Raw genomic sequence first — 26,303 nt, 5'->3', positions numbered from 1 at the left:
TGCTTTTTAAAACGTAATCATTACGATTAACATAAGGAGTGAATCATATTGGCTAAGAAATCAAAGGTAGTAAAAGAGAAGAAGCGTCAGGAGCTTGTTCAGAAATATGCAGATCTGCGCAGGGAGTTAAAAGAGAAAGGTGATTACGAAGCGTTAAGAAAGCTGCCGAGGGATTCCTCACCGACACGATTAAACAGTCGTTGTGAAGTGACAGGGAGACCGAGGGGGTATCTCCGTAAATTTAAGATGTCCCGTATCGCTTTTAGGGAGTTTGCTCATAAAGGGCAAATACCAGGTGTCAAAAAATCAAGCTGGTAATCCACGAAACTATAAGGAGGAATAAGAATGAAAAAAGACATTCATCCAGAGTATCAACAGGTGGTATTTATGGACACGAACAGTGGTTTTTCCTTTTTAACAGGATCTACAAAAACATCGAATGAAACGATTGAGTGGGAAGACGGGAAGACTTATCCTTTATTAAAAGTAGAAGTAAGTTCAGACACGCATCCTTTTTATACAGGACGACAAAAGTTCTCAGATCGTGGAGGCCGTGCAGAACGCTTCTTGAAAAAATACAACATGAATTAGTGCATGTGTGGCCGTCAGGAAGAATATGTTATGGTATAGACCCATGCCGAGGTGACTATGATGAACGAACACTTAATGGAAATTGTCGCAAGGGATATTGTTGAAGGCTTGCCAAAGGAAAAAAGGGACATCTACCAATATGTGGTCAGTCTTGAAGATGATTTAGCGAGCCGGTCGGAGACTTCAGAGGAATTCATGGCATTACTTGTGAAGCATGCTCCTCATCAGCAGGCAGCCTCTCATTTTAACATGAGCTTTGGAGAGTTGATGAAACAGATGAAGAACATTGAGCAAGAGATTAATACGAAATTAGATCAGAAGCTGAAGCATGCTACATGGATTGATTATACAGACACCATACGGTCGATGAAAGTATCAGAAGCAATAAATACGAGCTACTTCTTCTTTTCCATGGATCATGCTTATACTAAGTAAAAAGAATGAAGTATAGGGTTTAAATCGTAATCATTTCGTTATACGTAAAATTACTTAGTAAAAATACCGGATATCAATGAATAAGTGATTTTTAGATATTTTCGTTAAAGAAAATCAACACAGAAAAAATCCGGTACAAAGGGCTCTCCCATCCAGGAGAGTCCTTTTATTGTTCATATTTTAGACACATATTCCTCCACGCTATCTGTAATAATTTTCATATAGGATACACTATGAGTAAATAACTTGCTTGTATATATAAAATTTAAGATACTAATACATAATAGGGTATTGTTTCAGAACGGAGGAACCCCGATGACCGGAGATTTATATGAACATCACAAAGCTTCAAAGCTCCTCGATCCAAAACGACAAGAGCTCGTACCGGTGGAGAAAGTACTGGAACTTCTCAAACTCAATAAAGACGATATCGTCGCCGATTTAGGCTGTGGCAATGGCTACCTGACCCTTCCTATTGCCAAAACGGTTGAAACAAAGGTCCAGGCGGTAGATCTGCAACAGGAAATGCTGGAGTATCTGAAACACCGTGCCACTGAAGAGAATGTAGATAATATTATTTATGAGAAATCATCCCTTGAATACCTCAGCTTCAACAAAGGTACTTTGGACAAAATCGTATCCGCTTTCGTCTTACACGAGGTTCCCGATCTGATTAAAGTATTTCAAGATTTACACGATATGCTGAAGGAAGATGGAATTTGGCTGATCCTGGATTGGGAGAAGGTGGAATCTGAAATGGGACCGCCTTTAGATCATCGGATTTCTTCCGAGGAACTCGATCGACAGCTCAATTCATCCGGATTCCAGACAACAGTAGGTCACTTGCATCCATCGGTTTACTATATTGTTGTCAGAAAGAATAATAGATAAATCAGAAAGTATCTAAAGGGAGGGGAATGCCTATGACTGAACAATGGTACACTATTGGCTCCTTCACATTTCCGGCTTCATGGGCAGCCATTATTGCTTCCTTAATACTCACTTTCTTGGTCCTCTACTTCTGGAATAGAAAGGCGAGCGACTGGTATTCGAATAGTATTTTTACTTTTTTACTCGTCTGGAAGCTGAGTGTGATTGTGGTTGATTTTCCAACGGTTATGGAGCATCCCATTACAATCCTCTATTTTCACGGTGGAGTCATTGGGTACTGGTTAGGACTGATAGCAGCCCTTGCCTACATATTTGTTAAAAAAGTAGATCAACCGGCTACTGTCATCATTGCATGGATGGTTACGGTTCTTGTATTTGAAGCTGTCCTTCATACGCTTCATCACCACTATCTTCTAGCTGGTATCCAGGTGCTGCTCAATCTCTTGATCACTGTCATTTATATTAAAAAAGCCATTGATCCCGGCGGCGATATCTGGACAGGACAGTTATTGGTTATGTTTACTTTAGTCCAGCTACTTCTAAGTGCTTTCATCGGTGGCTTTGAATTTACCGTCACCACCTGGACGTATCTGATCATGATGACCAATCTCATCTTTCTTTTAAGCGTAAGGAGGAAACACAATGAATAAACGAAATTTTGCTTTGGCAATCGTTGCGCTTCTGATCGGCATTTTCTTAGCGAACTTTTTTCAGGGTCAGCAGGAAAAGAAGGCCAGGGAAGAGGCCGCTCAATTAGCCAATGAATCCATGGATCTGTCTAATGCAGCGCAGGGGCTAGCAAAAGGAGACAGGGCTCCGGAGTTTGAATTAACCACTTTAAGTGGTGAAGCAATAAAGCTTTCAGATTATCAAGGGAAGAAAGTGATCCTGAACTTCTGGGCTACCTGGTGTCCGCCATGTAAAGCTGAAATGCCCCATATGCAGAGTTACTACGAAGAGAATGCAGAGAAGGAAAACGTTGAAATCCTTGCCGTCAACCTGACGTCCATGGACGATGGGGAAAAGGCTGTCCAGGAATTCATCGACGGCTACGAACTCACCTTTCCCATCCCAATGGATGAAAAGGGAGAAATCGGAGACGAATACCGGGCCTTCACCATCCCGACCACCTACATGATCGACACCAAAGGCATCATCCAACATAAAATCGTCGGCCCCATGAACGAAGACATGATGGGGAAAATGGTCGAAGGAATGGATTAATGGCGAGGGACGGACCTCTAGATATCGATGTTTGATCTGATACTCTATGAGGTATTAACAGAATGTGAAAGAAAAAGGAGGAGATGTGAACATGTTTCATTACACTAAAGAAGTCTCGATGAGTGTGAAAGAAGCAGTGGAAGCGGTAGAATCCAGTCTAAAAGACGAAAGCTTCGGTGTACTATGGAATCTCGATCTTGCTCAGAAGCTGCAGGATAAAGGCCTTGATTTCAAAGAAGAAGTAGTCGTATTAGAAGTGTGTAATCCACATGAAGCTAAGAAGGTACTGGAAGAAAGCATGCTCGTAAGCTACTTCCTGCCTTGTAAAGTAACAGTATATACAGAAGGCGGAACCACCAAAATAGGTATGGCAAAACCAAGCAAGCTGATCGAAATGGTGGATAACGATGAACTGAAAAACCTGGCATTGGATATTGAAAATCGCCTGATCGGATGTTTAGATAACGTTCAATAAACGAGGAGCACCTGTTGCAATGGGACAGGTGTTTTTTTATGCCTCCGGATACATCCTACTCCTCACAATCTTCTGAATATGATACACTTTTAAAAATAAATAGATTCAGGAAGGATGACAGAGATGAAGTTCACAACGAAGGTCGTACATAGTCAATTAAAAGGGACTGAGGAAATCCGCAGTAAGACGACGCCGATTTACCAAACATCTGCCTTTTCTTTTACATCTTTAGAGGAGCTGGAGGGTTTCTACGAAGGAAAGTCTCCGTATCTCTACACAAGAACGGGAAACCCGAATACAGACGAGCTTGGTAAAATGGTGGCAGACTTGGAAGGAGCTCCAGCAGGTGTCGCTACCTCTTCTGGATTATCGGCCATTCTTGTAGGAATCCTCGCTGTTGTGCAATCAGGGGACCATATCATTGCTGCCGAGGATTTATACGGCGGTACGTTTCATATGTTAAAAGAAGAGCTTAAGACATTTGGCATATCTACTTCTTTTGTGAATTTTACGAGTGTTGAAGAGATCGAGGAGGCTCTAACACCACAAACGAAACTCCTATACAGTGAGACGGTGACGAACCCGTTTATGCGGGTAGAAGATATTTCAAGAATAGTTGAACTTGCTGAGAAACATAATCTGAAAACCATGATCGACAACACATTTGCCACACCGTTTCTGCGCCGGCCTTTCCTGGAAGGGGTCGACCTGGTCGCTCACAGTGCCACGAAATATATCGGTGGACACAGTGATATCACAGCAGGAGTCGTCGTGGGAAAAGAAGAGCTTGTTCAAAAAGCGAGAGAGAAAGTTGTCAACATCGGGTCGAACTTGAGTCCATTTGAAGCGTGGCTGACTTGCAGAGGGGCAAAAACACTCGCTCTTCGAATGGGAACCCAAGCAAGTAATGCAGAAGTTCTGGCGGCGGACCTTCGTTCAAATGAATTTGTGAAGGGAGTCTATTACCCAACCGATTTATCGGATAAGGGAAATGGCGCTATCGTTACGATCGAACTATCCAGCACATGCGATATCAGCACATTCTTCAAATCACTTGGATGGATTAAAATCATTCCTTCCCTCGCCGGTGTAGAGACGACGGTTTCCTACCCATTGGGAACATCTCACCGTGCTCTACCGAAGGATGCTCAGGAAAAACTCGGAATAAACACACATGTCGTGCGCATATCGTTAGGTATTGAAGACGGGGAAGACATCGTCGTGCAATTTAACCAAGCGATTGCAGCTTCGGTTAAAAATTAAATAATGTAAAAATTCTAAAAATACTCTTGACGTCGAGGTTGGTTACCCCTTATAATTCATCTCAACGCAAGAATTTTCACATTGACAACTACATGCTCTTATCCAGAGAGGTGGAGGGACTAGGCCCGATGAAACCCGGCAACCTTCATGTGCGCAATAATGCGTCACATGAAAAGGTGCTAATTCCTGCAGGCGATCTGCCTGAAAGATAAGAGGAGGACCCTATTAAATTAGACCCTCTTCTTAGGAAGAGGTTTTTTTGTTTTTTCCTCTTCTATCTTCTTAGTAAAACACATTTCAGACATTGGGGGTGTTCAGCAAGAATGTTTGGAGATATCAGCTGCTGATTTTTTGAGAAATTTCAGCAGCTGAAAAAAACATCTTTTCTAACAGCTGAATATGTCAACTAACATTTAAACAAACCCAATCCCAATCCCAAAAAACCATTTTAGGAGGAATTCCCAATGACAAAATCATTCGATTTCGACACACTACTGCTTCACGGTGGCCAGGAGCCAGATCCATCCACAGGTTCAAGAGCGGTGCCCATTTACCAAACAACATCCTACGTTTTCGATAACAGTGATCATGCGGCTAAATTATTTGCCCTTGAAGAGCCAGGCAACATCTATACCCGTATCATGAACCCGACGGTCGATGTACTGGAGAAGCGCCTCTCTCTTTTAGAAGGAGGAATCGGAGCACTAGGGGTTTCATCCGGGATGGCTGCTATTTCTCTATCAATCTTGAATATCGCCGGAGCAGGTGATGAAATTGTAGCAGCTACCAATCTTTACGGTGGAACCTATAATTTATTCTCTACCACTCTTCCGAAATACGGAATAAAGGTTCATTTTGTAGATCCGACTGACCCGGAAAATATCCGCAAAGCGATCACTCCTAAAACGAAAGCCGTATTCGCTGAGACAATCGGAAATCCAAGTCTACATGTGCTTGATATTGAAGAGGTAGCAAAAGTGGCTCACGACCATCACATCCCGCTGATCATCGATAATACCTTTGCCACTCCATATGTATGTAAGCCGATCGAGTATGGAGCTGATATCGTCATCCACTCTGCAACAAAATGGATTGGTGGTCATGGAACGGCAATCGGGGGAGTCGTCATAGACGGTGGGAAATTCGATTGGAATCATGAAAAATTCCCGGGATTCACGGAAGAGGACCGGAGCTATAATGGACTTCGCTACGCACAGGATGTGGGGCCGGCTGCCTTCATTACAAAATTAAGAGTGCAGCTGCTTCGGGATTTGGGAGCGTGCTTAAGTCCACAGAACGCATTCCTTCTGTTACAGGGATTAGAAACGCTGCACCTTCGCATCGAACGTCATACAGAGAATGCCTTGAAGATCGCAGAGCATTTAGATCAGCATAATGGCGTTGCGTGGGTATCCTATCCGGGATTGCCGCAGCATCCGTCCCATAAACTTGCTCAAAAATACTTGAAAAATGGAGCGGGGTCCATCGTCGTCTTTGGAATTAAAGGTGGAAGGGATTCCGGACGGAAAGTAGTCGATAACATTTCCCTTTGGTCCCATGTTGCCAATGTAGGGGATGCGAAATCACTGATCATCCATCCGGCTTCCACGACCCATCAGCAATTAAATGACCAGGAAATCCGTGCGACAGGGGTAACCGAGGATCTTGTGAGACTTTCTGTTGGATTAGAGTCAGCGAAGGACCTGATTGAGGACTTGGATCATGCCATTGAAGTCGCATTGGAAACATCACGGGTATAATAGGATATTTTTAACCAGCGGGGGTATACCGATTGGAATCCTGATCCCCCCGCCACAACACCAAAAAAGGAGGTGGAGGAATGGAGAAGCCATGCACATATGAAGTTAGCTCCATTACCATCCCATCCCTAACATTAGAGTCAGGCACCACGTTGAAAAATGTAGATCTTACGTATGAACGAACAGGAAACAAAGACGGACCGACCATCCTGGTTTGCCATGCCCTCACCGGGACCCATATCGTAAAGGGGGCGAGTGAGGACCGCGGCTGGTGGGATGGACTGATTGGTCAGGGGTCGTATATTGATACCGAACATTTTAATGTGATTGCCTTTAATGTCTTAGGAGGATGTGAAGGAAGCACGGGACCGACGTCCACCAATCAACATACGGGAGAGCGTTACGGTCCGGACTTCCCGAGTATTACGATAAGGGACATGGTCCATGGCCAATATAAAGCACTCCAAAAACTGTCAATCGACCACATCGAAGCGGTCATCGGAGGATCACTGGGAGGAATGCAGGCCTTAGAATGGGGAGCCCTCTATCCTGCCTATATAAATAAAGTATTCGCCCTTGCCGTTACTCCTGCCTTAAATGACTACGGTCTCGCCTTTAATCACATCGGAATCACAGCCATTGAAGAGGACCCCGACTTTCAAAAAGGCCATTATCCACCAGACTCCATTTTAAAAGGGTTGGAGATTGCCAGAATGGTTGGAATGGTTACGTACCGGACACAGGAGCTGTTCGATCATCGTTTCCAACGTGAAAAGCAAAACGAACAATTCAATGTCGAAAGCTATCTCGATTACCAAGGAAAGAAATTAGGAAAGCGGTTTGACCCAAACAGCTACCTTACCTTGCTGAAAGCGATGAACTCACATGATATCGGAAGAGGAAGAGGAGGAACTGAAGAGGTAGCAAAGAATTATCAGTGCGAACTGATTTCGATCAGCTATGAAGGAGATTTAATTTATTCACCTCAATACTTAAAAGAGTTTACTCAGCTTGTACCAAAGAGTGAACATTACTTTATCTCCACCTCCTTTGGTCATGACGGGTTCCTGGTGGAATTTGAAAAGTGGGGAGGAATCATTGCTTCTCATCTTCAAAACCATCACGTCCATAGAGTTTTTACAGGAATAAAATAAGGATCGCCTTATCATAACTCGTCCCTCTCCGGCATATAGTTAGATAAGCAAAGACATCGCACCGCCTTAGCGCGTTTTTGTGTGGTGTCTTTTTCGTTGGATAAGAAAGGCTGGCGTCCATATTCGCGCCACTCTTATCTATACAATAGACCAACAACAAGCTGGAGGGGAATATATGGAGTGGACGGGCAGAAAGCTCATCATCACAATCATCATTAGCATGCTGATCGGTGCTGGAGGAATGTATGGCGGCTTGGAATGGACGGGCAAGGATGGGGACGAGCTTGCTCAGTTTGATGGAAAAGGCGAGCTCAATGACAAGCTGCACAAAGTAGAAGTAGCGTATGACTTGATCAGTGACAAATTCTTTCAGGATGTGGACAAAGGACAGCTTGTTGAAGGAGCGATTCAGGGAATGCTGAAGACTTTGGATGATCCATATTCCGTTTATATGAATGCGGAAACGGCATCGCAATTTAATGACGCCCTGGATTCTTCTTTTGAAGGAATCGGAGCAGAAGTCACAATCATGGACGGAAAGCTGATCATTGTCGCTCCTTTTAAAAATTCTCCTGCGGAAGAAGCGGGGCTGAAACCGAATGACAGGATCATTAAAGTAGACGGAAATAGCATCGAAGGACTTGATCTGTACGAAGCTACTTTGAAAATCAGAGGGAAAAAGGGTACTGAGGTTCAATTGGAGATTACGCGGGAAGGACTGACGGATCCCATCAAAGTATCTGTGAAGCGTGATGAAATTCCTGTAGAGACGGTCATCTCTGATGTAAAGGAAGTCAATGGAAAGAAAACAGGTTACATCCAGATTACTACTTTCTCAGAAAATACAGCCGTTGATTTTAAAAAGCAATTAGAGGATCTTGAGAAGAAAAAGGTAGAAGGATTGGTCCTTGATGTGAGAGGGAATCCAGGAGGTCTCCTTTCAAGTGTAGAAGAAATCCTCAAAGAGTTCGTAACAGAGAAAAAGCCGTATGTGCAAATTCAGGAACGCAGTGGGGAAGTGATGAAATCCTTCTCAAATAGCAAAGCAAGAAAAGCGTACCCTGTGGTGGTGTTGATAGATGAAGGAAGTGCCTCAGCTTCCGAAATTCTCGCTGGCGCACTAAAAGAGGCTGAAGGATATCCACTCATCGGAACGAAGAGTTTTGGAAAGGGCACGGTACAACAAGCCGTTCCAATGGGAGATGGAAGCAATATCAAGCTGACGATGTTCAAGTGGTTGACGCCAAATGGAAACTGGATTCATAAAAAAGGGATCAAACCGGATATCCCAGTCAGACAGCCGTCCTACTTCTATGCCCACCCGCTTCAAGTTGAAAAGCCCCTTAAAGAAGGGATGAACAATGAACAGATTCAAAACGCCCAGGAAATGCTTCAAGGACTTGGATTCACCATTGACCGCGTGGATGGATATTTCAGTAAAGAAACTGAGAAGGCTGTAAAGGATTTTCAAAGCCAGGAGAGTATTGATGTGACAGGGATCATTGATAATGTAACAGCAGAAAGATTACAGGAAGAAATCTTTGAAGCGGTAAAGAATGAGAAGAATGACATGCAATTGCAGGCGGCTTTAGAATATATTGAACGAACAGCACAGCGTTAATAAATTTGGAGCCGATCATTATTGTGGTCGGCTCTATTTTCATTTTGAAAATCACACATAATTACTTGTTTTTCCTGTCTATCCGACATCATTTCCCGGGAAAATATGCAGAATACTGTCGGAAATGAAATCGAATCGTAAAACTATCAAATAAAATTGCAATAGGTTTTAGGGGAGTGTTTTGATAAAATAGTAGATAATGCAAATTTTCTTAAAAAAGGTGGTGACGGATCATTGGTTGAGCTTTGGTTGCTGGAGGTAGTGAAGGGATTTGGAAAGTTGTTTCTTCATCCTGTTTTATATTTGTCTGTGTTTTTCGCTATCATGACGGGCTATTATCGTGTCAAAAGAGAACGAAGAGACTTTAATACGAGGTTGCTGGACGGATATCATGATACTCGGGTTTTATTTTCATATGGAATTGTACTAGGATTGCTGTTTTCTGTCGTAACGGTTGGAGCAGGAGTTGTGATTCCTTTCGCCGGAATCATGCTGATAGGGTTGGTGTCCATCCTGTTTGCATTAACGAGTCGTTTTCACCTCATGTCTGCGGCCATGACGGTTGGGTTTTCATATTTCGTCCTGGTTGCGTTGGATTATTTTCAGTGGGAAATCCCTTATGTGAATACATATGTAGATAACTTGAATGCAGGGCTGCTGAGCTCTATCGTTGTGATTCTTGGTGTATTGATGATGATTGAAGGAAGCCTGATTCGATTGAACGGGTGGAAGCATACTTCCCCGCGTCTACTTAAAAGCGCACGTGGACTGAAAGTAGGTGCCCATCAAGGGAAGAAGCTGTGGCTTGTGCCGATGTTTGTGCCTGTTCCTACCGGGACATTGACGCTTCCATTTGAATGGTGGCCGGTGTTTACACTGGGAACAGAAACGTATTCTCTCCTTTGTGTGCCGTTCCTTCTTGGTTTTCAGCAGCTTGTTAAAAGTACCTTGCCTGAAGTTGCGATCAAGCATACGGGTTACAGGGTTTTCTGGCTTGGTGCATTCGTATTGACACTCGCTGTAACAGGATTCTGGGCTCCTATGTTTTCAATCGGGGCAGCGGTTGTGGCAATGGGAGGACGCGCATGGATTTCTTATCGCTACCGAAGTGCTGAGGATTCTAAGCCATACTTCTTTAAAAGACAGTCTCAGGGAGTCATGATTCTTGGAATTCTACCTGGTTCTCCTGCAAAGAAACTGACACTGGAAGTAGGGGAAATCGTACTGAAAGTAAATGGAGTCGAAGTAAATACAGAAAGAGCGTTTTATGAAGCCCTTCAAAAGAACGGGGCGTACTGTAAGCTTGAGGTACTTGGGACAAACGGGGAAAACCGTTTTACACAAGGCGCCCTGTACGAAGGTGATCATCACGAGTTGGGAATTATTTTTGCCGATGAAGCTTCAGGGTGGGAGCATCATCAGGTTTCGTGAAAATTTCAAGAAGACTTTCGTCTTAGATAATATATGATAATTAGAAGGACGTCCTTAAGTAGTGGGTCCTTCTGTTTATTCAGAGGAAATCAATCTGTTGTTTTTTCTGGATTAAGGACTAAAGGAACAGGATTAAAGACCTCCGTGATTTTTCGGAGAATTCTGATACTCCCTTTTCTTAAAACTGGTTTATCGTTATAATAAATTTACTTTGTTAAAAATACTGTAAGGTGAATTTGTGAGGTGATGTGATGAAGATTGATGACATTGATCGAAAAATATTACAGTTGTTAACTGAAAATGGACGACTTTCTTACGCTGATATTGGGAAAGAGTTGAATCTTTCACGTGTATCTGTCCGGGAAAGGGTACATCAGTTAATGGAAAATGGAGTCATAGAGCGATTTAGTGTGGTAATTAATTCTGAAAAGGTTGGAAAGCAGGTATCGGCTTTCTTTGAGGTGGATTGTGAGCCCGCTTATTTAGTGGAGGTCGCTCAAACCTTAGCCGATAATCCAAGTGTAGCAAGTTGCTATCAAATGACAGGGCCAAGCACATTACATATGCACGTACTTGTCGAGGATTTTACAGCGTTAGAGAAATTTGTTAATAATGAATTGTATTCTCTGGAGGGGATTTCCAGAGTAGAAAGTCACATTCTGCTAAGAAGGTTTAAAAGTAGAAGTGGACTTAAATTATAGGAAAAAGGGCTTAACCATCATTTTGGTAAGCTCTTTTTTTTGGTTTCTTTTGAAAACGCCATCAAAAGTTAAATATTCAAAATAAATAAATTTTTTAGAAAAATGTGTAGATTTTCCTTTCGGTATCCGATATAATCGTCAATAACATAAAATTAACTACGTTTGTTAGGTTAATATCAATTTTCTCCTAACAAACGTAAATTTCTTTCAGGTTAGAGGAAAAGGAGGTTGAACATTTTGGCAGCACTCATTACACGTAGATTTTTAGAGCTAATACTTTTACTCATCGGTATTTCGTTCCTGGTTTTCGGCAGTATGCATATCGCACCAGGAGATCCAGCATCCATTATCGGAGGACCCACTGCTTCAGAATCTGATATTGCAGCCATCCGAGATAATCTCGGCCTGAATGATCCATTCTTGGTACAATATTGGGATTATCTGAAAGGGGTATTTCAAGGTGATTTTGGTTATTCCTATCAAACAAAACAATCCGTATCCGAAGCGATTGCAGTCAGGTTCCCTAATACGTTGAATCTCGCTGTTGCAAGCATGATTGTAGCAGTAGTGATCGGACTCATCGCTGGAATTATTTCAGCATTAAAACAAAATTCTTGGTTGGATGTTTCGAGTACGGTGGTGGCTTTAGCGGGTATTTCTATACCGAACTTCTGGCTTGGAACAATTCTTATTCTGGTATTTGCAGTAAATTTGCAGGTCTTACCAGTCGGAGGGCTGGATTCTCCTTTTTGGACGATAGAAGGGATGAAACAGCTGATTCTTCCAGCTATCACATTGGGCACAGGGTCGGCCGCAATGATTGCAAGGATGAGCCGTTCCTCAATGCTTGAAGTCATTCGGGCAGACTACATACGAACAGCCAGGGCAAAAGGATTAAAAGAGAAAACAATCATTTGGATACATGCCCTTAAAAATTCAATGATTCCTGTCATTACTGTCATTGGATTGAACTTTGGTTTCCTCCTTGGTGGAACGATTATAACGGAGCAGGTCTTCGCTATTAATGGTGTGGGAAGGTTAATGATTGATGCGATAGCAGCCAGGGACTTCCCTATGGTTCAAGGTTCCGTTCTATTAGTGGCAACACTCTTTGTTCTTGTGAATTTGTTGGTTGATATTATTTATGTCTTTATAGATCCACGAATTAGCTACGATTAATAGAAGGGAGGAAAGACAAAATGGCAGCAGAAGTTGTGACAACTAACTCTGTAAGAAGCTCCGCTCAATTGAAGAAAAAGGAAAAGTATCTGGTAACGACCGTAAAACGTTTATTGAAAAATAAATTAGCCGTAATTGGATTGATTATTATAACCCTGCAAATTTTTCTGGCAATAGCAGCACCATTGATTACTAGCAACGGGCCGCTTAAACAAGATTTAGCGGCAAGTGAATTACCTCTATTCTCGGAAGGACACTGGCTTGGAACGGATAACTATGGCCGCGATATGTGGAGCAGGATTGTCTTTGGAGCAAGAATCTCCCTTGTAGTTGGAATTACTGCTGTAAGTCTGGGGCTGATTGGGGGCGTGACACTTGGTCTCCTGTCAGGTTATTATCGTAAGCTGGATGGATTCATCATGAGGATTGTGGATTTACTCTTTGCTTTCCCAGGTATCCTCCTAGCTATGCTGATCATTGCCGTTCTTGGAACGAGTTTAGTGAACGTGGCGATTGCAATTAGTATTTGGTCCATCCCAACTTGCGCACGTATCGTAAGAGGATCTGTATTATCCGTAAAGAAGCAAGAGTACATTCAAGCGATGAAATCACTTGGAGCCAGTGATCTGCGGATCATGGTAAAACATATTCTGCCTAACTGTATAGCCCCCATCATTGTATTCGCCACCATGAGAATGGCAACGGCCATCCTATCAACGGCTGCCCTTAGCTATCTTGGTTTAGGGGCACAGCCACCGACACCCGAATGGGGGGCAATGATTGCCCAAGGACAAAATTTCATGTGGACGTCACCACATATGACGATCGTACCGGGAATTGCCATCATGCTTATCGTATTTGCTTTTAACGTAGTCGGAGATGGTTTAAGGGATGCACTTGATCCAAACATGAATTTGAATCAATAAAAATAGAGGGGGATGTAAGATGAAGAAGTGGCTAATCGTATTGGTAGGATTATTAGTAGTTTTCATGACGGCATGTTCAAGCAGTTCAAGTGGAGGTGGGGACAAAAGTAACGGGGAAGTCTCCCAAGAGTTAACGTATGCGTCAACTTCCGATGTAGTGGGGCTTTCACCTATATTAACAAACGATTCGGTTTCCTCTAACGTCATTGAACAAGTCTATGAAACTCTATTCACGAGAAATCCAGAGACGATGGAAATGGAGCCTTTACTGGCTGAATCATATGAAACACCAGACGATAAAACGTGGGTTATTAAACTAAAAGAAAATATTAAATTTCATGATGGAACGGACTTTAATGCAGAAGCAGTTAAATATACATTCGATAAATTTATGGACCCCGAGACAGCTGCACCCCGTGCGTCGCTATTGGAGCCCATCGAGTCAGTGAATGTTGTGGATGACTATACGGTTGAAATTAAGACGAAATATCCATATGGACCATTATTGGCAGCATTGTCACATACAAATTCATCAATTGTCAGTCCTGCAGCGGATGAATCTCAAGATTTAATGAAAGAACCTGTAGGAACCGGCCCCTTTACATTCGTAAGTTGGACACCGGGAGATCAGGTTGTAATCGAGAAAAATGAAGAATATTGGCAGGATGCACCTAAACTTAAGAAAGTCGTTTTTAAAGTAGTACCAGAAGTGACGACAGCGATTTCTATGCTTCAAACAGGGAAGGTTCAATTTATTGATGCTATTCCTACTGAACAGTTACAACGTGTAGAGACTCTAAAGAATGTAGAGGTATCAAAGCAGGAAGGGACCCCTGTTTACTATATGGGATTCAATATGGAAAAAGAGCCGATGAACAACCCCGAGTTTCGACAAGCGGTGGCATATGCACTCAATCGTGAAGCCTACGTGAAAAAGTTGAATGGACTTGGCATTGCAGGAAACAGTGTAATCGGTCCGAAGGTATTCGGTTATGATGAGTCAGCAAACGAAGAAGGGTATCAACACGATCTGGAAAAAGCGAAAGAACTGGTGAAAAAGAATAACTTTGAAGAAAAAGAGCTTACGATATTAGTTGCGAATCGTGATAGTTATATGCTGATGGCAGAGATTGCTCAATCCCAGTTGCAGGAAGCTGGTTTAAAAGTATCCATTGAAACAATGGAATGGGGAACGTTCTTAGATACAGCCCGTGATGGGAAATATGATATGACGTTCCTTGGCTGGTCTAATACAACGTCAGATGGAAGTGAGCTATTGTATCCAAACTTTCATTCAGATAACGTAGGTTCCTCCAATAGAGTCCGATATAGTAATCCTGAATTCGATAAGCTCGTTAATGAATCGAGAGAAAATGTTGATCAAAATGTACGTGCCGAGAAACTGGATGAAGCGAATAAATTACTCGTTAAGGATGCACCGGTCATCGTCATGAATCATGGAGTAGTAACGGCAGCGACGGATCAATCTGTAAAAGGTCTTAAATTAGATCCGACTGGTCAATGGTCGTTATACAACGTTTACAGAGAGTAGGGGTAAAGATGACAACAGATCTATTATCTGTAAAGAACTTAGTCACAGCTTTTCGGACGGCAGACGGTGATGTGTCGGCTGTCCGGGGAGTATCGTTCTCTATAAAAAAAGGAGAGACCCTATGTGTCGTAGGGGAGTCAGGGTGCGGAAAAAGCATTACCTCATTATCCGTGATGGGGCTGCTTCCAAGCAATGGATTCATCAAGGAAGGCAGTATCGATTTCAAGGATCGGAATATAACCCAAATATCTTCAGAGGAACTTAGAAAGATTCGCGGTAAAGATATATCAATGATTTTCCAGGAGCCAATGACGGCGTTGAACCCGGTTTTGACAATCGGGTATCAATTGAGAGAACCGCTCATTTTACATCATAAGCTAAATAAATCAAATGCTCATAAACAAGGGATTGAACTATTGAAGCAAGTAGGCATCCCATATCCTGAAAAAAGAATGAAACAGTACCCTCATGAGTTAAGTGGAGGAATGAGGCAGAGAGTCATGATTGCCATTTCACTCGCCTGTCACCCCCAATTACTCATTGCCGATGAACCGACTACTGCCTTGGATGTGACCATTCAAGCTCAAATTCTTGATTTAATCCAAGATTTGAAAGATAAGCTTGGCATGGGGGTTATGATGATTACACATGATATGGGGGTTGTAGCAGAAGTGGCGGATCGAGTAATGGTCATGTATGCAGGGGAAAAAGTGGAGGAAGGATCAGTAGAATCCATTTTTGAAAATCCCCAGCACCCCTATACCAAGGGGTTGTTGAATTCCGTACCCAATTTGGATGAACCCGATTTTGAACTTGAGGCAATACCTGGTTCACTTCCAAATATTAATGAAGAAATCAACGGCTGTCGTTTTCATCCCCGGTGTCCTTATGCAATGGAAAAGTGTGTCGTTCAAGTTCCAGATGAGTTTGAATTGCATGGAGACCACAGAGTGAAATGCTGGCTACAGGAGGTAGACGAAGGTGCCGACAACCGTCAAAAAATCGTCCATACTTAAGTTAGAAAGAGTGAAAAAATACTACCCCATCAAGGGCGGATTACTTAAAAGAGTTCAAGGTCATGTGAAAGCAGTGGAGGATGTCAGTTTAGAAATGTTTGAGGGTGAGAGTTTAGGTGTAGTCGGGGAGTCCGGGTGTGGTAAATCTACATTAGGTAGAGCCGTGCTAGGATTAGAATCTGTGACTGAAGGAAAAGTGATCTTTCGGGGACAGGAGCTTCAGCATTTATCCGATCGTAACCGACTTCCCTTCAAGAAACAAATGCAAATGATTTTTCAGGATCCATATGCTTCACTGAATCCAAGACAGCGAATCGGAGATGCTCTTGAAGAAGTTTTTATCATGCATACCAAGCTGTCCAGCAAAGATAGAAGAGAGAAAGTAATCGACCTGCTTAAAGAGGTGGGCCTCAAGGAAGAACATTATGACCGATATCCACATGAGTTCAGCGGGGGTCAGCGCCAAAGAATAGGAATCGCTCGTGCCATAGCATTGAATCCTTCAGTCATTATTTGTGATGAAGCAGTTTCTGCACTCGATGTATCCGTGCAGGCACAAGTTCTGAAACTGTTAAAGACTCTTCAGTCAAAATACGGTTTAACCTACCTATTCATCTCTCATGATCTGGGAGTGGTACGTTATTTTTGTAATCGGGTAATGGTGATGTACTTAGGAAACACGGCTGAATTGGCATCTGCCAAACAGCTTTACGAAAACCCATTGCACCCTTATACGAAGGCTCTCTTGTCATCTATTCCCCGTCCTTCGATCGAGAGGAATCGGAAGAGAATCCGGTTGGAAGGGGAAATCCCAAATCCTGCAAATCCTCCTTCGGGATGCACATTCCATACACGCTGTCCGATTGCTACAGAGAAATGCAAGCAAAAGAAGCCGGTATGGCGTGATATGGGAGATCAACATTATGTAGCTTGTCATCATGTCGAAAAAGGAAGTGAACTATTATGAAGATGGATCATTTATATCAACCGTATTCTTCAATACGTAATACCGTTTTTGCGAAGAAAGGAATGGTGGCTACTTCTCAGCCTCTTGCATCTCAGGCTGGATTGGAAATTTTACAAAAGGGCGGAAATGCAATAGATGCTGCGATTGCGACTGCTGCTGCGCTGACAGTAGTTGAACCTACATCCAATGGAATTGGTGGCGATGCATTTGCCTTGGTTTGGGTAAAGGGGAAGCTTCATGGTTTGAATGCAAGCGGACCTTCTCCAAAAAGTATTTCCATTGAAGATGTTAAAAGGAAAGGGCATGAAGGGATGCCTGTGCATGGAGCTGTCCCTATAACCGTTCCAGGTGCCCCTTCAGCATGGGCAGAGCTATCAAGCAAATTTGGTAAACTTTCATTAAATGAGGTACTGGCACCAGCGATTCGATATGCTGAAGAAGGGTATCCAATCAGTCCTGTACTTGGGAAGTATTGGGGGCTGGCCTATAAGAAATTCCGGGAGTTATTTAAAGATGATAAAAAATTTCAGCCCTGGTTCGATACATTTGCCCCCGATCAGAGAGCCCCTCTTATAGGGGAGATATGGTCATCACCAGGTCACGCCGCCACTCTCAGGTTGATTGCAGAATCAAATGGAGAAAGTTTCTATCGGGGAGAGCTCGCAGAAAAGATTTCTTCCTATGTTGAAAGGTGTGGCGGTTACTTATCCAAGGAAGATCTTTCAGAGTATAAAGCGGAATGGGTGACCCCGATCTCAACAAACTACAAAGGCTACGATGTTTGGGAAATTCCTCCTAACGGTCAAGGGCTGGTTACCTTGATGGGACTAAATATCGTGCAGGGCTTCAATTTATCAGAAAAAGACGCAGTTGATACATATCACAAACAAATCGAATCCATGAAGCTTGCCTTTACCGATGGAAAAGCTTTTATCACAGAGGAAAAAGAAATGCCGGTTTCGGTGGAACACTTGTTATCTGAAGGGTACGCACGCTCGAGACGGGAAATGATTGAAGAAGACGCGATCACTCCAAAAGAATATCAGCCTCAAAAAGGCGGAACAGTCTACCTGGCTGCTGCTGACGATGAGGGGAATATGGTTTCCTTCATACAAAGTAACTATATGGGATTTGGTTCTGGTATTGTGATTCCGGGTACCGGTATTTCCATGCAGAACAGGGGGCATGATTTCTCTTTAGATCCTGAGCATCCCAATGCACTCAAATCCGGAAAGAAAACATACCATACGATCATTCCTGGATTTCTGACAAGAGGAGATGAGGCAATAGGTCCGTTCGGTGTGATGGGGGGGTATATGCAACCTCAGGGACATTTCCAAGTAGTGATGAATACGATTGATTTTCATTTAAACCCACAAGCAGCTTTGGATGCACCAAGATGGCAATGGATAAAGGATAAAGAAGTTCTGGTTGAGCCCGATTTCCCCAATCACATTGCCCAGGCATTGGCTAGGCGGGGACATCATATTCAAGTAGCGACAGATCACGGATCTTTCGGAAGAGGCCAGATCATTTGGAGGAATCCAGCATCAGGAGTTCTAATGGGAGGTACAGAGTCACGTACTGATGGGGCTATTTCGGCTTGGTGATGAATGATGATTGATCGAATGGAAGAGGGGGTGACATCATGAAACAATGGCATTTATTTCTCGCTTTTTTTCGAGTAGGTATGTTGGGATTTGGAGGAGGGCCTTCCTCCATTCCTCTTGTTCACAAAGAAGTAGTGGAAAAATATAAATGGATGAACGATGATGATTTCTCCGATGTTTTGGCTCTTGGGAATGCTTTGCCTGGTCCGATTGCAACTAAGATGGCGGGGTATATAGGATTTCGGGTCGGTGGCTACGTAGGGATGATTAATGCCGTGTTGGCCACCATCATTCCGACTATTGTTTTGATGGTTTTATTGCTGACCGTTCTAAATACTTATAAAGATAAGAATTGGGTACAGGGGATGGCGAGTGCAGTAGTTCCAGTAGTCGGCGTTATGCTGGGTGTATTAACGTGGGGGTTTGTCAAAAAGTCTCAAAATAGTATGGGCTGGAAAATAACCATCATTCTGTTGGCAGTGAGTGTTCTATTACTTTCCGTCTTAGGAGTTCATCCGGCTATCGTGATTGGTGCTTTACTAGGATTTGCCCTTATGTCACGAAATCCAGGTCAGGAAAAGCAGGTGAAAGCATCATGATTTATATTCAAATTTTCTTGGCTTTCTTCATTCCCGGTGTATTGGGATATGGAGGGGGACCGGCATCAATACCATTGGTGGAAAATGAAGTAGTTGATCATTATGAGTGGCTGACAGTAAGTGAGTTCAGTGAAGTTTTAGCCTTAGGAAATGCATTGCCAGGACCTATAGCTACCAAGATGGCCGGTTACATAGGCTACCAGCAAGGCGGGGTGCCAGGGGCAATAGTCGGTGTGTTTGCAACAGTTGCCCCTTCATTGATCTTGATGATTATGCTACTCGGTTTATTAATGAAATATAAGGATTCCCCTAGAGTGAAAAAGATGACAAATTTGGTTCGTCCGACAATTGCAGTATTATTAGGGGTCATGACGATTGGTTTCTTTACCAATGCTTATGAGGGAATTGGAATTTTTCAAACTGGATTGATCGCAGTGTGCAGTTATTTTCTACTTGAAAAATGGAAAGTGAGTCCAGCATACGTAATAGGTGCTGCATTGCTATATGGGGCATTTTTCCTTGGCGCATAATGTGATGATGAAAGAGCTAACTTCGGAATGAAAGAGTTAGCTCTTTTTTGTCGTGTTTTTCATTGGAGAATGTATTAAGGCAAGATTGTGAGATTGGTATTAGAAGGAAAATCACAAAATTGATATAATAATATAGTTAGTTTAAAGGAGAGGTAGCCTATGAAGAGAGAAATCATCAACCACCACTTACTAACCTGCTCCAAGAATCAAATCATCCTCCAGTCAACACGCCCACTCAAAACCATATCCTCAGGCGTCACCAATGCCGGAACAGGCTGGTATAAAACATTTGTGAATCGCCATGTATCGAAAAACTACAATAGTGATAACCATCATGAAGAGATGCAAGGTTATCTCCAGCAAATAGGTGTAAAAAGAGAAGATACGGTCGGGATGATGACGGCTGTTCAATTGGAAGATGTGTGCTGGGGGTTTTATGAAGAGGAATCATTTTCTGTATTCATTGTTGTTACAGCTGGAGTCGGCAATGCTGTTGATGCGAGTATGAGTGACCGTCATTCGTTTGATCATTCACCGGGCACGATTAACATCTGGGTGTTTATCAATGGGAGAGTATCGGAGGCGGCAAGCATCCAAGGGATGATGACTGCAACAGAAGCCAAGGTGAAAGCACTTGCAGCTCATAATGTAAAAGACCCCATTACAGGGAGTGGGGCAACGGGCACCTCTACTGACAGTATATTGATCGCGAGCACTGAAGAGGGAGTTCTTCTGGAATATGCAGGAACGATTACCCCCTTGGGAAAAAGGATTAGTAAAGGGGTTTATGAGTGCACCTTCCACGCAATTTCCAAGTATAAGAAAAGGGTGGGGACCTGATGATTCATCACTTGTTTGCTATAACAATCGCCTATTTGCTGGACCTATGGATTGGAGATCCGCCCCACTGGCCCCATCCAGTAAAGTGGATGGGTAAAGCGATTTCTTTTTTAGATCGTAGGTTGAATGAAGGAGGATTTCTAAAAAGGAAAGGTATAGCGATGGTATCGATATTGGTAGTGGCGGTATTTATTCTTACCTCTTTCCTCATTTGGGCAAGTTACTCTATGAACACAATTTTAGGGATCTTGGTAGAAGCCATCGTCATCATGACGACCATTTCCCAAAAGAGCCTTAAATTGGCTGCTTTAGAAGTATTTCAACCACTTGAAGAAAACGATTTGAAAACAGCAAGGGAAAAGCTTTCATATATCGTGGGGAGAGATACAGAAAACTTAAATGAAAGTGAAATTGTAAGAGGGACTGTTGAAACCGTTGCGGAAAATACAAGTGATGGGATAACGGCTCCTTTGTTTTGGGCATTGATTGGGGGGGCCCCTCTTGCCATTGTGTACAGATGTGTGAATACGTGTGATTCCATGGTGGGATACAAGAATAAGAGATACATAGACTTTGGGTGGGCATCAGCCAAGCTGGATGATGTCCTGAATTGGATTCCAAGTAGAATCACAGGATTCATCTTATTTTTCTGTATACGTCCTGAATATTTCACCTTTAAAGAAGGATTTCGAATTCTACTGAAGGATGCCAAGAAACACCCTAGTCCAAACAGCGGCTGGGGAGAAACGGCAGTGGCGGCGAGTCTAGGGGTTCAACTGGGCGGCCTCAACACGTATAAAGGGATGGTTTCCCATAGAGAAAAAATGGGAAGAAAGGTTTTTGAATTAGAACGGAATCATATCCCTGCAACCATTAGCCGTATGCAGAAAGCGTGTTTCATTTTTATCATGATGCTTTGGATAGGGGGAGTACTTGTTGAAATTACCAGAACATGGATCTAATCCGCAATATACATATAGAGCAATGGATATTTCGATGCCTGATCAAATCGTCGACTTAAGTGCAAATATTAACTCCAGCGGTCCCCCAGATCGTTTAAAAAAGATCTGGCAGGATCTATTAGAGGAAATTGTGACGTATCCGGATCCTCACTCTGTATCCTTGCGAAGAAAAATTGCCCGTAAAGAAGGGGTGTTGGCAGAAGAAATTCTCATAGGGAATGGTGGTGCTGAACTGATCCATCTTATTGGGAGATGGTTGGCCCACTCGAATGTTCTCATCATTCATCCCACCTTTTCAGAATACGAGAAGGCTTGTCAAATCAATGGCTGCACCATTCATCATCTACTTCTGGAAGAGAACGACTGGGATCTTGGTTCAAAAAAGATGGCAGCGTATCTTTCAAAGGTGGATGCTGTCTTTATATGTAATCCGACCAATCCGACTGGTGTGTTATATTCAGCTTCGAAGATAAAGGAGATAGTAAAGGAAGCTCACAAAGAACATTGTTATGTGATTGTGGATGAAGCATTTTATGACTTTCCTTTGAAAGAGGTGACGGTAGGTCATCTGGTAAAGGAATACTCAAATCTAATTGTGTTAAGAAGCATGACGAAAATGTTTAGCATTCCGGGGGTCCGCTTAGGTTTTCTAATGACTGATGAGACAATCGTGAAGGAACTGGGAAACTATCAGGTTCATTGGAGTGTAAACGGAATCGCTCAAAAAGTAGGGGAAACACTCTTGGAGGAAACAAATTTCGTTCATCATACTAAATATATGGTGAAAAGGGAGAGGGAGAAGCTGTTTTCATTTTTCGACCAATCCCAATTTGACTATTCACCAAGTCAGACAAACTTTTATCTCTTAAGGGATCCTAAGCTTAACGATCAAACCGAGTTATTCCGTTTTCTGTTGGAAAAGGGTATTGTGAGCCGCCATACCCATAATTTCAAAGGGCTGGATGGAAGGTGGTTAAGGTTTGCCATTAAGGGAGAAAAAGAGCATGGAAAGTTAATGGTAGTCTTAACGGAATGGAAATCCCGTCCTTAAAAAAACAAGCTTGAGGCCAGCTCAAGCTTGTTTATTCGATATTTATATGGAAGCTTCTTCTTGATTGTCTTTGTTCTCCGTCTTATCAATAATCGACGTACCAACCAAATCCCCCGTCACATTAAGAGCCGTACAACCCATTCCAACAAGAGCATCGATCGCCGTCAGCAGGGCAACGGTCTCCATCGGTAACCCGAGCTGGGCGAATACAGTGGCAATCATAATAATGCCTGCACCCGGAACACCGGCTGTTCCGATTGAAGCCAGAGTTCCTACGAGGACAACGACCATCATATCAGTCAAGCTTAATGGATTGCCGATTACGTTGGCAGCGAAAACAGCCGATACGGCGATCCGGATCGCAGCGCCATCCATATTGATCGTGGCACCAAGTGGTAAGCTGAATCCATATAAGCTTTTAGGCAGACCAAGATTTTTCGCGGCATTTAATGTTAGAGGCAGGGTACCCGAGCTGCTCTGGGTCACAAATGCTGTGATCATCGGTGTCCGTGCCTGGGCAAAGAACCTGCCGGTACTGATCTTGAACATGAGCAAGGCCACAATATAGATGGCTATTTGGACAAACAATGCAATGTAAAGCACCAGAATCATATTTCCTAATGATAACAATGTGTCTAATCCCTGTTTTCCGACAGTAACAGCCATGATCGCAAAAATCCCAATAGGGACATATTGAAGAATCACCTTCATGATGGCTAAGGTTGCTTCGTTTAACCCGTTCACGACTTTATAGACTTGTTCACCCAGTTCATGATGTTCCTTTGAGGATCGTAAATAGGATATGGCAATACCAAAGACAATGGCGGTAAAGATGATTCCCAGGAGGTTCATATCCGTGAACGCCGTGACGATATTCTCCGGAATGATGTTCAGAAGTACACTGGTCACCCCCGGATTTTCCGGTACTTCAAATTTCTCCGCGGTATCGAGGGTCATGCCCGTTCCAGGGTTGAAAATACTTGCAACGGCAATTCCTACCACAATCGCTAAAGCTGATGAGAATAAATAATATAAGAACGTTTTTCCACCCATTCGTCCGAGTTTGCTCACATTGGTCTGGTTCACTCCAACTATCAATGTAAACAGGATAAGGGGGATGATAAGGAATTTCAGCAGGCGGATCAATATATCGCCAAGGGGAGAAAGGACGGATGTATCCTTTCCGAATACCAATCCCACCGCAACCCCCAGTACAAGAGCAACGGTTATTTTCACAATAAGGGATGTATTTAGATAACCTCTCCAAAGAGATTTCATTGTAGCCCTCCTTCTATTTTGTAGTAGATTTCCCCAAATATCTCAAACATACATATTTATAATCCCGATATGTTTAGTAAGGATTCATTGTCATAAGATACAACAGAATAGAAAGAGTGTCAAAATTCATGCCTGATCCAGACAAAAAGAGCCTGGATTCAAAATCCAAGCTCTTTAAAAACGTAAAGGAAGGGTGAAACCGGCAGTAGTACCTGAGCCCTTTTTACTTTTTACAAACAAATTCCCATGGTGCAGTTCAATGATGTTTTTACAGATGGCTAATCCTAACCCTACCCCATCTGAATTCGCCTTCTCCTTATAGAATAAGGTGGCAATATGCTGCAGGTGTTCCGGGTCGATTCCATGCCCCTCGTCTTCTATCTCAAAGGTAAGATGGGAATTCGTCTGATTATAACGAATGAAAACCGTTGAATCCGGATCTGAGTACTTAATTGCGTTATCTAAAAGATTGATCAACACTTGTCGGATACGATTTTCATCGGCGAATAGATCCACTGTCTCATCGCTTTCCAATTTAATGGATATACCTTTTTCTTTCCGTCTTTGATCCAGCTGCATAATGACTTCTTTGACTGTAAGATTGAAAGAAAAGGTAGTGGGGTGAATCGTAAATGATCCATTTGAAAAACGCGAAAAGTCCAATAGTTCCTCTACCAGTCCAATCAATCGATTCGTTTCGTTTGTAATGATGGTCAATCCCTTTTTGTTTTCCTGCACATTTTGTAAATCACCCGTCAGCAATGTTTCGCTCCATCCTTTAATACTCGTAAGGGGAGTGCGAAGTTCATGGGAAACGGAAGAGATGAACTCATTCTTCATTTTCTCCGTTTTAAGCAGCTCACTCGCCATATCATTAAAGGACGTACTCAAGGTTTGGAATTCGTCCTTATACTGTCCGACAATTCTCGTTTCCAATTCTCCTTTGGCAAGCTTCTGTGATGCTTCGGTCAGTTCAATGACAGGTTTCGTTAAATTACGTGCGAAAAATGTACTCACCATAAAAACGATAAGCAAAATAACGAGTCCAATAAAAAATAATGAAAGCAAGATCGTTCGGAAATTATTATCCAGTGATTCCAGGGATGTAATGAACCGGATCAATCCAATGGTGTTATTCTCACCATTTAATGGTACCGACACAGCCAAAATATGCTCCCCTGTAATAGGATGATTGCCGATCCAGGTTCCGCTGCCATTTCGAAATGCCTCCTCAATATCCTTGAAGTCAGGATTTTGATCCGGAATAAAGCCAGTCGAAGAGGATAATAAGTCTCCACTCGCGTTCAATATTTGTGTTTCGGCTTGAGGGATGGAGAAATTATTCTGGAGATTAGTCAATTCATTCCTTAAAGTGAAGGAATGCAGGTTCATATATTTATTGGCGAACTGAGATGAATTGACAGCATGATTCTTCAGCATATCTATTGTACCGTTGTAGTAATAAGAATAGATTCCTGAAACGAGAATGCCCAAAAATAACAGAATGGTTAAGGTGATAATGGAGACGTTCTGAATGAGTAATCTTCTTTTAATTCCCATTTTCGTCATTCCAGCGATACCCATATCCCCAAACCGTCAGGATATAGTGAGGATGGGAAGGGTCTTTTTCAATTTTTTGACGGATTCGTCGAATGTTCACATCCACAATCTTCGGATCGCCTGCGTACTGAAGTCCCCATACTTCATCCAAGAGATCATTGCGGGAGATCGCTTCTCCATTTGCCTTGAAAATGATGCTGAGTAATTCATACTCTATCGGGGAAAGGTCAATCTTCTTTCCTTGAACGAATAGAAGTCTCTTCTGTTCGTGTAGCGTGATGGGGGATTGGCTATCCTCCTTGACCCGATGAACATACATTCTTCTCAATAACGCTTCAATTCGAGCGATGAGCTCATTCGGACTGAATGGTTTCGGAATATAATCATCAGCCCCGTTCATCAACCCGTGTACCTTATCCATTTCCTGAACTTTGGCCGTTAACATGATGATTCCAATGGATGGATTCCAATTTCTGATCTCTTTACATGCTTCAAATCCGTTCATACCGGGAAGCATGACATCAAGTAAGACAATATCGATCGGGGGGTGTGCTTTCTTGACCAGGTCGATCCCTTCCTCTGCGCTACCAGCTTGCAAGACAGCGTATCCGTATCGCATTAAGTTAATCTCGATAAAACCACGGATGGATTCTTCATCTTCAATAATCAAAATGTGCTTCATCCAAC

At 42.8% G+C, this 26,303-nt stretch carries 27 protein-coding genes and 1 riboswitch; of the genes, 24 read left to right on the top strand and 3 right to left on the bottom strand.

Annotation, left to right across the window (positions count from 1 at the left end):
* Positions 1 to 48 precede the first annotated feature (48 nt).
* The 24 genes from rpsN (at position 49) to cobD (ending at position 22,778) form a co-directional block, all read left to right on the top strand.
* On the top strand, positions 49 to 318 hold the full coding sequence (gene rpsN / locus ACQKFO_RS13675; protein WP_044338339.1) for a 30S ribosomal protein S14: 270 nt from the start codon (positions 49 to 51) through the stop codon (positions 316 to 318).
* Between the two features lie 27 nt (positions 319 to 345).
* Positions 346 to 591: a type B 50S ribosomal protein L31 gene (locus ACQKFO_RS13670; RefSeq protein ID WP_427599327.1), complete on the top strand. Its 246-nt coding sequence runs from the start codon at positions 346 to 348 to the stop codon at positions 589 to 591.
* A 60-nt stretch (positions 592 to 651) separates the two neighbouring features.
* Complete coding sequence (locus ACQKFO_RS13665; protein WP_427599326.1) at positions 652 to 1,026, top strand: hypothetical protein; 375 nt, start codon at positions 652 to 654, stop codon at positions 1,024 to 1,026.
* 315 nt (positions 1,027 to 1,341) lie between these two features.
* Complete coding sequence (locus tag ACQKFO_RS13660) at positions 1,342 to 1,917, top strand: class I SAM-dependent methyltransferase (RefSeq protein WP_427599325.1); 576 nt, start codon at positions 1,342 to 1,344, stop codon at positions 1,915 to 1,917.
* Between the two features lie 32 nt (positions 1,918 to 1,949).
* Positions 1,950 to 2,567, top strand: a complete 618-nt coding sequence (locus ACQKFO_RS13655; RefSeq protein ID WP_427599324.1) for a hypothetical protein — start codon at positions 1,950 to 1,952, stop codon at positions 2,565 to 2,567.
* Positions 2,560 to 3,141 (top strand): redoxin domain-containing protein, encoded by a 582-nt coding sequence (locus tag ACQKFO_RS13650; RefSeq protein WP_427599323.1) that lies wholly within the window; start codon positions 2,560 to 2,562, stop codon positions 3,139 to 3,141. The genes ACQKFO_RS13655 and ACQKFO_RS13650 overlap by 8 nt, the downstream gene beginning before the upstream one ends.
* Before the next feature lie 91 nt (positions 3,142 to 3,232).
* Positions 3,233 to 3,616: a DUF302 domain-containing protein gene (locus ACQKFO_RS13645; RefSeq protein ID WP_427599321.1), complete on the top strand. Its 384-nt coding sequence runs from the start codon at positions 3,233 to 3,235 to the stop codon at positions 3,614 to 3,616.
* A gap of 123 nt (positions 3,617 to 3,739) precedes the next feature.
* Positions 3,740 to 4,879 carry a trans-sulfuration enzyme family protein gene (locus ACQKFO_RS13640; protein ID WP_427599319.1) on the top strand — a complete coding sequence of 380 codons (1,140 nt, stop codon included), beginning with the start codon at positions 3,740 to 3,742 and terminating at the stop codon, positions 4,877 to 4,879.
* Between the two features lie 95 nt (positions 4,880 to 4,974).
* Positions 4,975 to 5,094, top strand: a riboswitch (SAM riboswitch).
* 249 nt (positions 5,095 to 5,343) lie between these two features.
* Positions 5,344 to 6,639, top strand: coding sequence for an O-acetylhomoserine aminocarboxypropyltransferase/cysteine synthase family protein (locus ACQKFO_RS13635; protein WP_427599317.1), 1,296 nt, complete (start codon positions 5,344 to 5,346; stop codon positions 6,637 to 6,639).
* Between the two features lie 80 nt (positions 6,640 to 6,719).
* On the top strand, positions 6,720 to 7,793 hold the full coding sequence (gene metX / locus ACQKFO_RS13630; RefSeq protein WP_427599316.1) for a homoserine O-acetyltransferase MetX: 1,074 nt from the start codon (positions 6,720 to 6,722) through the stop codon (positions 7,791 to 7,793).
* A 175-nt stretch (positions 7,794 to 7,968) separates the two neighbouring features.
* Complete coding sequence (locus ACQKFO_RS13625; RefSeq protein ID WP_427599315.1) at positions 7,969 to 9,414, top strand: S41 family peptidase; 1,446 nt, start codon at positions 7,969 to 7,971, stop codon at positions 9,412 to 9,414.
* Positions 9,415 to 9,648: 234 nt separating this feature from the next.
* Complete coding sequence (locus tag ACQKFO_RS13620; RefSeq protein WP_427599314.1) at positions 9,649 to 10,845, top strand: PDZ domain-containing protein; 1,197 nt, start codon at positions 9,649 to 9,651, stop codon at positions 10,843 to 10,845.
* 251 nt (positions 10,846 to 11,096) lie between these two features.
* Entirely contained in the window at positions 11,097 to 11,546 is a 450-nt protein-coding gene (locus ACQKFO_RS13615) for an Lrp/AsnC family transcriptional regulator (protein ID WP_148970246.1), read from the top strand.
* Between the two features lie 237 nt (positions 11,547 to 11,783).
* Positions 11,784 to 12,725 carry a nickel ABC transporter permease gene (gene nikB / locus ACQKFO_RS13610; RefSeq protein WP_427599313.1) on the top strand — a complete coding sequence of 314 codons (942 nt, stop codon included), beginning with the start codon at positions 11,784 to 11,786 and terminating at the stop codon, positions 12,723 to 12,725.
* A 20-nt stretch (positions 12,726 to 12,745) separates the two neighbouring features.
* Positions 12,746 to 13,651, top strand: coding sequence for an ABC transporter permease (locus ACQKFO_RS13605; RefSeq protein ID WP_427599311.1), 906 nt, complete (start codon positions 12,746 to 12,748; stop codon positions 13,649 to 13,651).
* A gap of 19 nt (positions 13,652 to 13,670) precedes the next feature.
* Positions 13,671 to 15,203, top strand: coding sequence for a glutathione ABC transporter substrate-binding protein (locus ACQKFO_RS13600; protein WP_427599310.1), 1,533 nt, complete (start codon positions 13,671 to 13,673; stop codon positions 15,201 to 15,203).
* An 8-nt stretch (positions 15,204 to 15,211) separates the two neighbouring features.
* Positions 15,212 to 16,219 carry an ABC transporter ATP-binding protein gene (locus tag ACQKFO_RS13595; RefSeq protein ID WP_427599308.1) on the top strand — a complete coding sequence of 336 codons (1,008 nt, stop codon included), beginning with the start codon at positions 15,212 to 15,214 and terminating at the stop codon, positions 16,217 to 16,219.
* Entirely contained in the window at positions 16,185 to 17,186 is a 1,002-nt protein-coding gene (locus ACQKFO_RS13590; RefSeq protein WP_427599307.1) for an ABC transporter ATP-binding protein, read from the top strand. The genes ACQKFO_RS13595 and ACQKFO_RS13590 overlap by 35 nt, the downstream gene beginning before the upstream one ends.
* Positions 17,183 to 18,796: a gamma-glutamyltransferase family protein gene (locus tag ACQKFO_RS13585; RefSeq protein ID WP_427599306.1), complete on the top strand. Its 1,614-nt coding sequence runs from the start codon at positions 17,183 to 17,185 to the stop codon at positions 18,794 to 18,796. The genes ACQKFO_RS13590 and ACQKFO_RS13585 overlap by 4 nt, the downstream gene beginning before the upstream one ends.
* A gap of 38 nt (positions 18,797 to 18,834) precedes the next feature.
* A complete protein-coding gene (locus ACQKFO_RS13580) occupies positions 18,835 to 19,395 on the top strand; it encodes a chromate transporter (protein WP_427599304.1) in 561 nt (186 codons plus the stop codon).
* Positions 19,392 to 19,925, top strand: coding sequence for a chromate transporter (locus ACQKFO_RS13575; RefSeq protein ID WP_149156535.1), 534 nt, complete (start codon positions 19,392 to 19,394; stop codon positions 19,923 to 19,925). Before ACQKFO_RS13580 ends, ACQKFO_RS13575 begins: the two co-directional genes overlap by 4 nt.
* A gap of 159 nt (positions 19,926 to 20,084) precedes the next feature.
* Positions 20,085 to 20,765, top strand: a complete 681-nt coding sequence (locus tag ACQKFO_RS13570) for an adenosylcobinamide amidohydrolase (RefSeq protein ID WP_427599303.1) — start codon at positions 20,085 to 20,087, stop codon at positions 20,763 to 20,765.
* Positions 20,765 to 21,727: an adenosylcobinamide-phosphate synthase CbiB gene (cbiB, locus tag ACQKFO_RS13565; protein WP_427599302.1), complete on the top strand. Its 963-nt coding sequence runs from the start codon at positions 20,765 to 20,767 to the stop codon at positions 21,725 to 21,727. Before ACQKFO_RS13570 ends, cbiB begins: the two co-directional genes overlap by 1 nt.
* The gene (gene cobD / locus ACQKFO_RS13560) at positions 21,702 to 22,778 is read left to right on the top strand and encodes a threonine-phosphate decarboxylase CobD (protein WP_427599301.1); all 1,077 of its coding nucleotides are present in this window, start codon (positions 21,702 to 21,704) and stop codon (positions 22,776 to 22,778) included. Before cbiB ends, cobD begins: the two co-directional genes overlap by 26 nt.
* A gap of 42 nt (positions 22,779 to 22,820) precedes the next feature.
* Here the strand turns inward: cobD and ACQKFO_RS13555 are convergent, their stop codons facing one another.
* From ACQKFO_RS13555 to ACQKFO_RS13545, 3 genes are all read right to left on the bottom strand, one after another.
* Positions 22,821 to 24,056, bottom strand: a complete 1,236-nt coding sequence (locus ACQKFO_RS13555) for a dicarboxylate/amino acid:cation symporter (RefSeq protein ID WP_427599300.1) — start codon at positions 24,054 to 24,056, stop codon at positions 22,821 to 22,823.
* A 174-nt stretch (positions 24,057 to 24,230) separates the two neighbouring features.
* A complete protein-coding gene (locus tag ACQKFO_RS13550; protein WP_427599299.1) occupies positions 24,231 to 25,625 on the bottom strand; it encodes a sensor histidine kinase in 1,395 nt (464 codons plus the stop codon).
* Positions 25,606 to 26,298: a response regulator transcription factor gene (locus tag ACQKFO_RS13545; RefSeq protein ID WP_427599298.1), complete on the bottom strand. Its 693-nt coding sequence runs from the start codon at positions 26,296 to 26,298 to the stop codon at positions 25,606 to 25,608. The genes ACQKFO_RS13550 and ACQKFO_RS13545 overlap by 20 nt, the downstream gene beginning before the upstream one ends.
* Positions 26,299 to 26,303 lie beyond the last annotated feature (5 nt).

It is taken from the genome of Rossellomorea sp. NPDC071047, assembly GCF_050270195.1.
Classification (GTDB): Bacteria; Bacillota; Bacilli; order Bacillales; family Bacillaceae_B; genus Rossellomorea.
The sequence above is the reverse complement of the archived record's forward strand: the minus strand, read 5'-3'. Positions and strand labels throughout refer to the sequence as shown.

Excerpts from the sequence above, each read along its gene's own strand:
- ACQKFO_RS13670 (WP_427599327.1), top strand. The coding sequence starts at position 346 with ATGAAAAAAGACATTCATCCAGAGTATCAACAGGTGGTATTTATGGAC.
- ACQKFO_RS13665 (WP_427599326.1), top strand. The coding sequence starts at position 652 with ATGAACGAACACTTAATGGAAATTGTCGCAAGGGATATTGTTGAAGGC.
- ACQKFO_RS13660 (WP_427599325.1), top strand. The coding sequence starts at position 1,342 with ATGACCGGAGATTTATATGAACATCACAAAGCTTCAAAGCTCCTCGAT.
- ACQKFO_RS13655 (WP_427599324.1), top strand. The coding sequence starts at position 1,950 with ATGACTGAACAATGGTACACTATTGGCTCCTTCACATTTCCGGCTTCA.
- ACQKFO_RS13650 (WP_427599323.1), top strand. The coding sequence starts at position 2,560 with ATGAATAAACGAAATTTTGCTTTGGCAATCGTTGCGCTTCTGATCGGC.
- ACQKFO_RS13645 (WP_427599321.1), top strand. The coding sequence starts at position 3,233 with ATGTTTCATTACACTAAAGAAGTCTCGATGAGTGTGAAAGAAGCAGTG.
- ACQKFO_RS13640 (WP_427599319.1), top strand. The coding sequence starts at position 3,740 with ATGAAGTTCACAACGAAGGTCGTACATAGTCAATTAAAAGGGACTGAG.
- ACQKFO_RS13635 (WP_427599317.1), top strand. The coding sequence starts at position 5,344 with ATGACAAAATCATTCGATTTCGACACACTACTGCTTCACGGTGGCCAG.
- metX (WP_427599316.1), top strand. The coding sequence starts at position 6,720 with ATGGAGAAGCCATGCACATATGAAGTTAGCTCCATTACCATCCCATCC.
- ACQKFO_RS13625 (WP_427599315.1), top strand. The coding sequence starts at position 7,969 with ATGGAGTGGACGGGCAGAAAGCTCATCATCACAATCATCATTAGCATG.
- ACQKFO_RS13615 (WP_148970246.1), top strand. The coding sequence starts at position 11,097 with ATGAAGATTGATGACATTGATCGAAAAATATTACAGTTGTTAACTGAA.
- ACQKFO_RS13605 (WP_427599311.1), top strand. The coding sequence starts at position 12,746 with ATGGCAGCAGAAGTTGTGACAACTAACTCTGTAAGAAGCTCCGCTCAA.
- ACQKFO_RS13600 (WP_427599310.1), top strand. The coding sequence starts at position 13,671 with ATGAAGAAGTGGCTAATCGTATTGGTAGGATTATTAGTAGTTTTCATG.
- ACQKFO_RS13595 (WP_427599308.1), top strand. The coding sequence starts at position 15,212 with ATGACAACAGATCTATTATCTGTAAAGAACTTAGTCACAGCTTTTCGG.
- ACQKFO_RS13585 (WP_427599306.1), top strand. The coding sequence starts at position 17,183 with ATGAAGATGGATCATTTATATCAACCGTATTCTTCAATACGTAATACC.
- ACQKFO_RS13580 (WP_427599304.1), top strand. The coding sequence starts at position 18,835 with ATGAAACAATGGCATTTATTTCTCGCTTTTTTTCGAGTAGGTATGTTG.
- ACQKFO_RS13575 (WP_149156535.1), top strand. The coding sequence starts at position 19,392 with ATGATTTATATTCAAATTTTCTTGGCTTTCTTCATTCCCGGTGTATTG.
- ACQKFO_RS13570 (WP_427599303.1), top strand. The coding sequence starts at position 20,085 with ATGAAGAGAGAAATCATCAACCACCACTTACTAACCTGCTCCAAGAAT.
- cbiB (WP_427599302.1), top strand. The coding sequence starts at position 20,765 with ATGATTCATCACTTGTTTGCTATAACAATCGCCTATTTGCTGGACCTA.
- ACQKFO_RS13555 (WP_427599300.1), bottom strand. The coding sequence starts at position 24,056 with ATGAAATCTCTTTGGAGAGGTTATCTAAATACATCCCTTATTGTGAAA.
- ACQKFO_RS13550 (WP_427599299.1), bottom strand. The coding sequence starts at position 25,625 with ATGACGAAAATGGGAATTAAAAGAAGATTACTCATTCAGAACGTCTCC.
- ACQKFO_RS13545 (WP_427599298.1), bottom strand. The coding sequence starts at position 26,298 with ATGAAGCACATTTTGATTATTGAAGATGAAGAATCCATCCGTGGTTTT.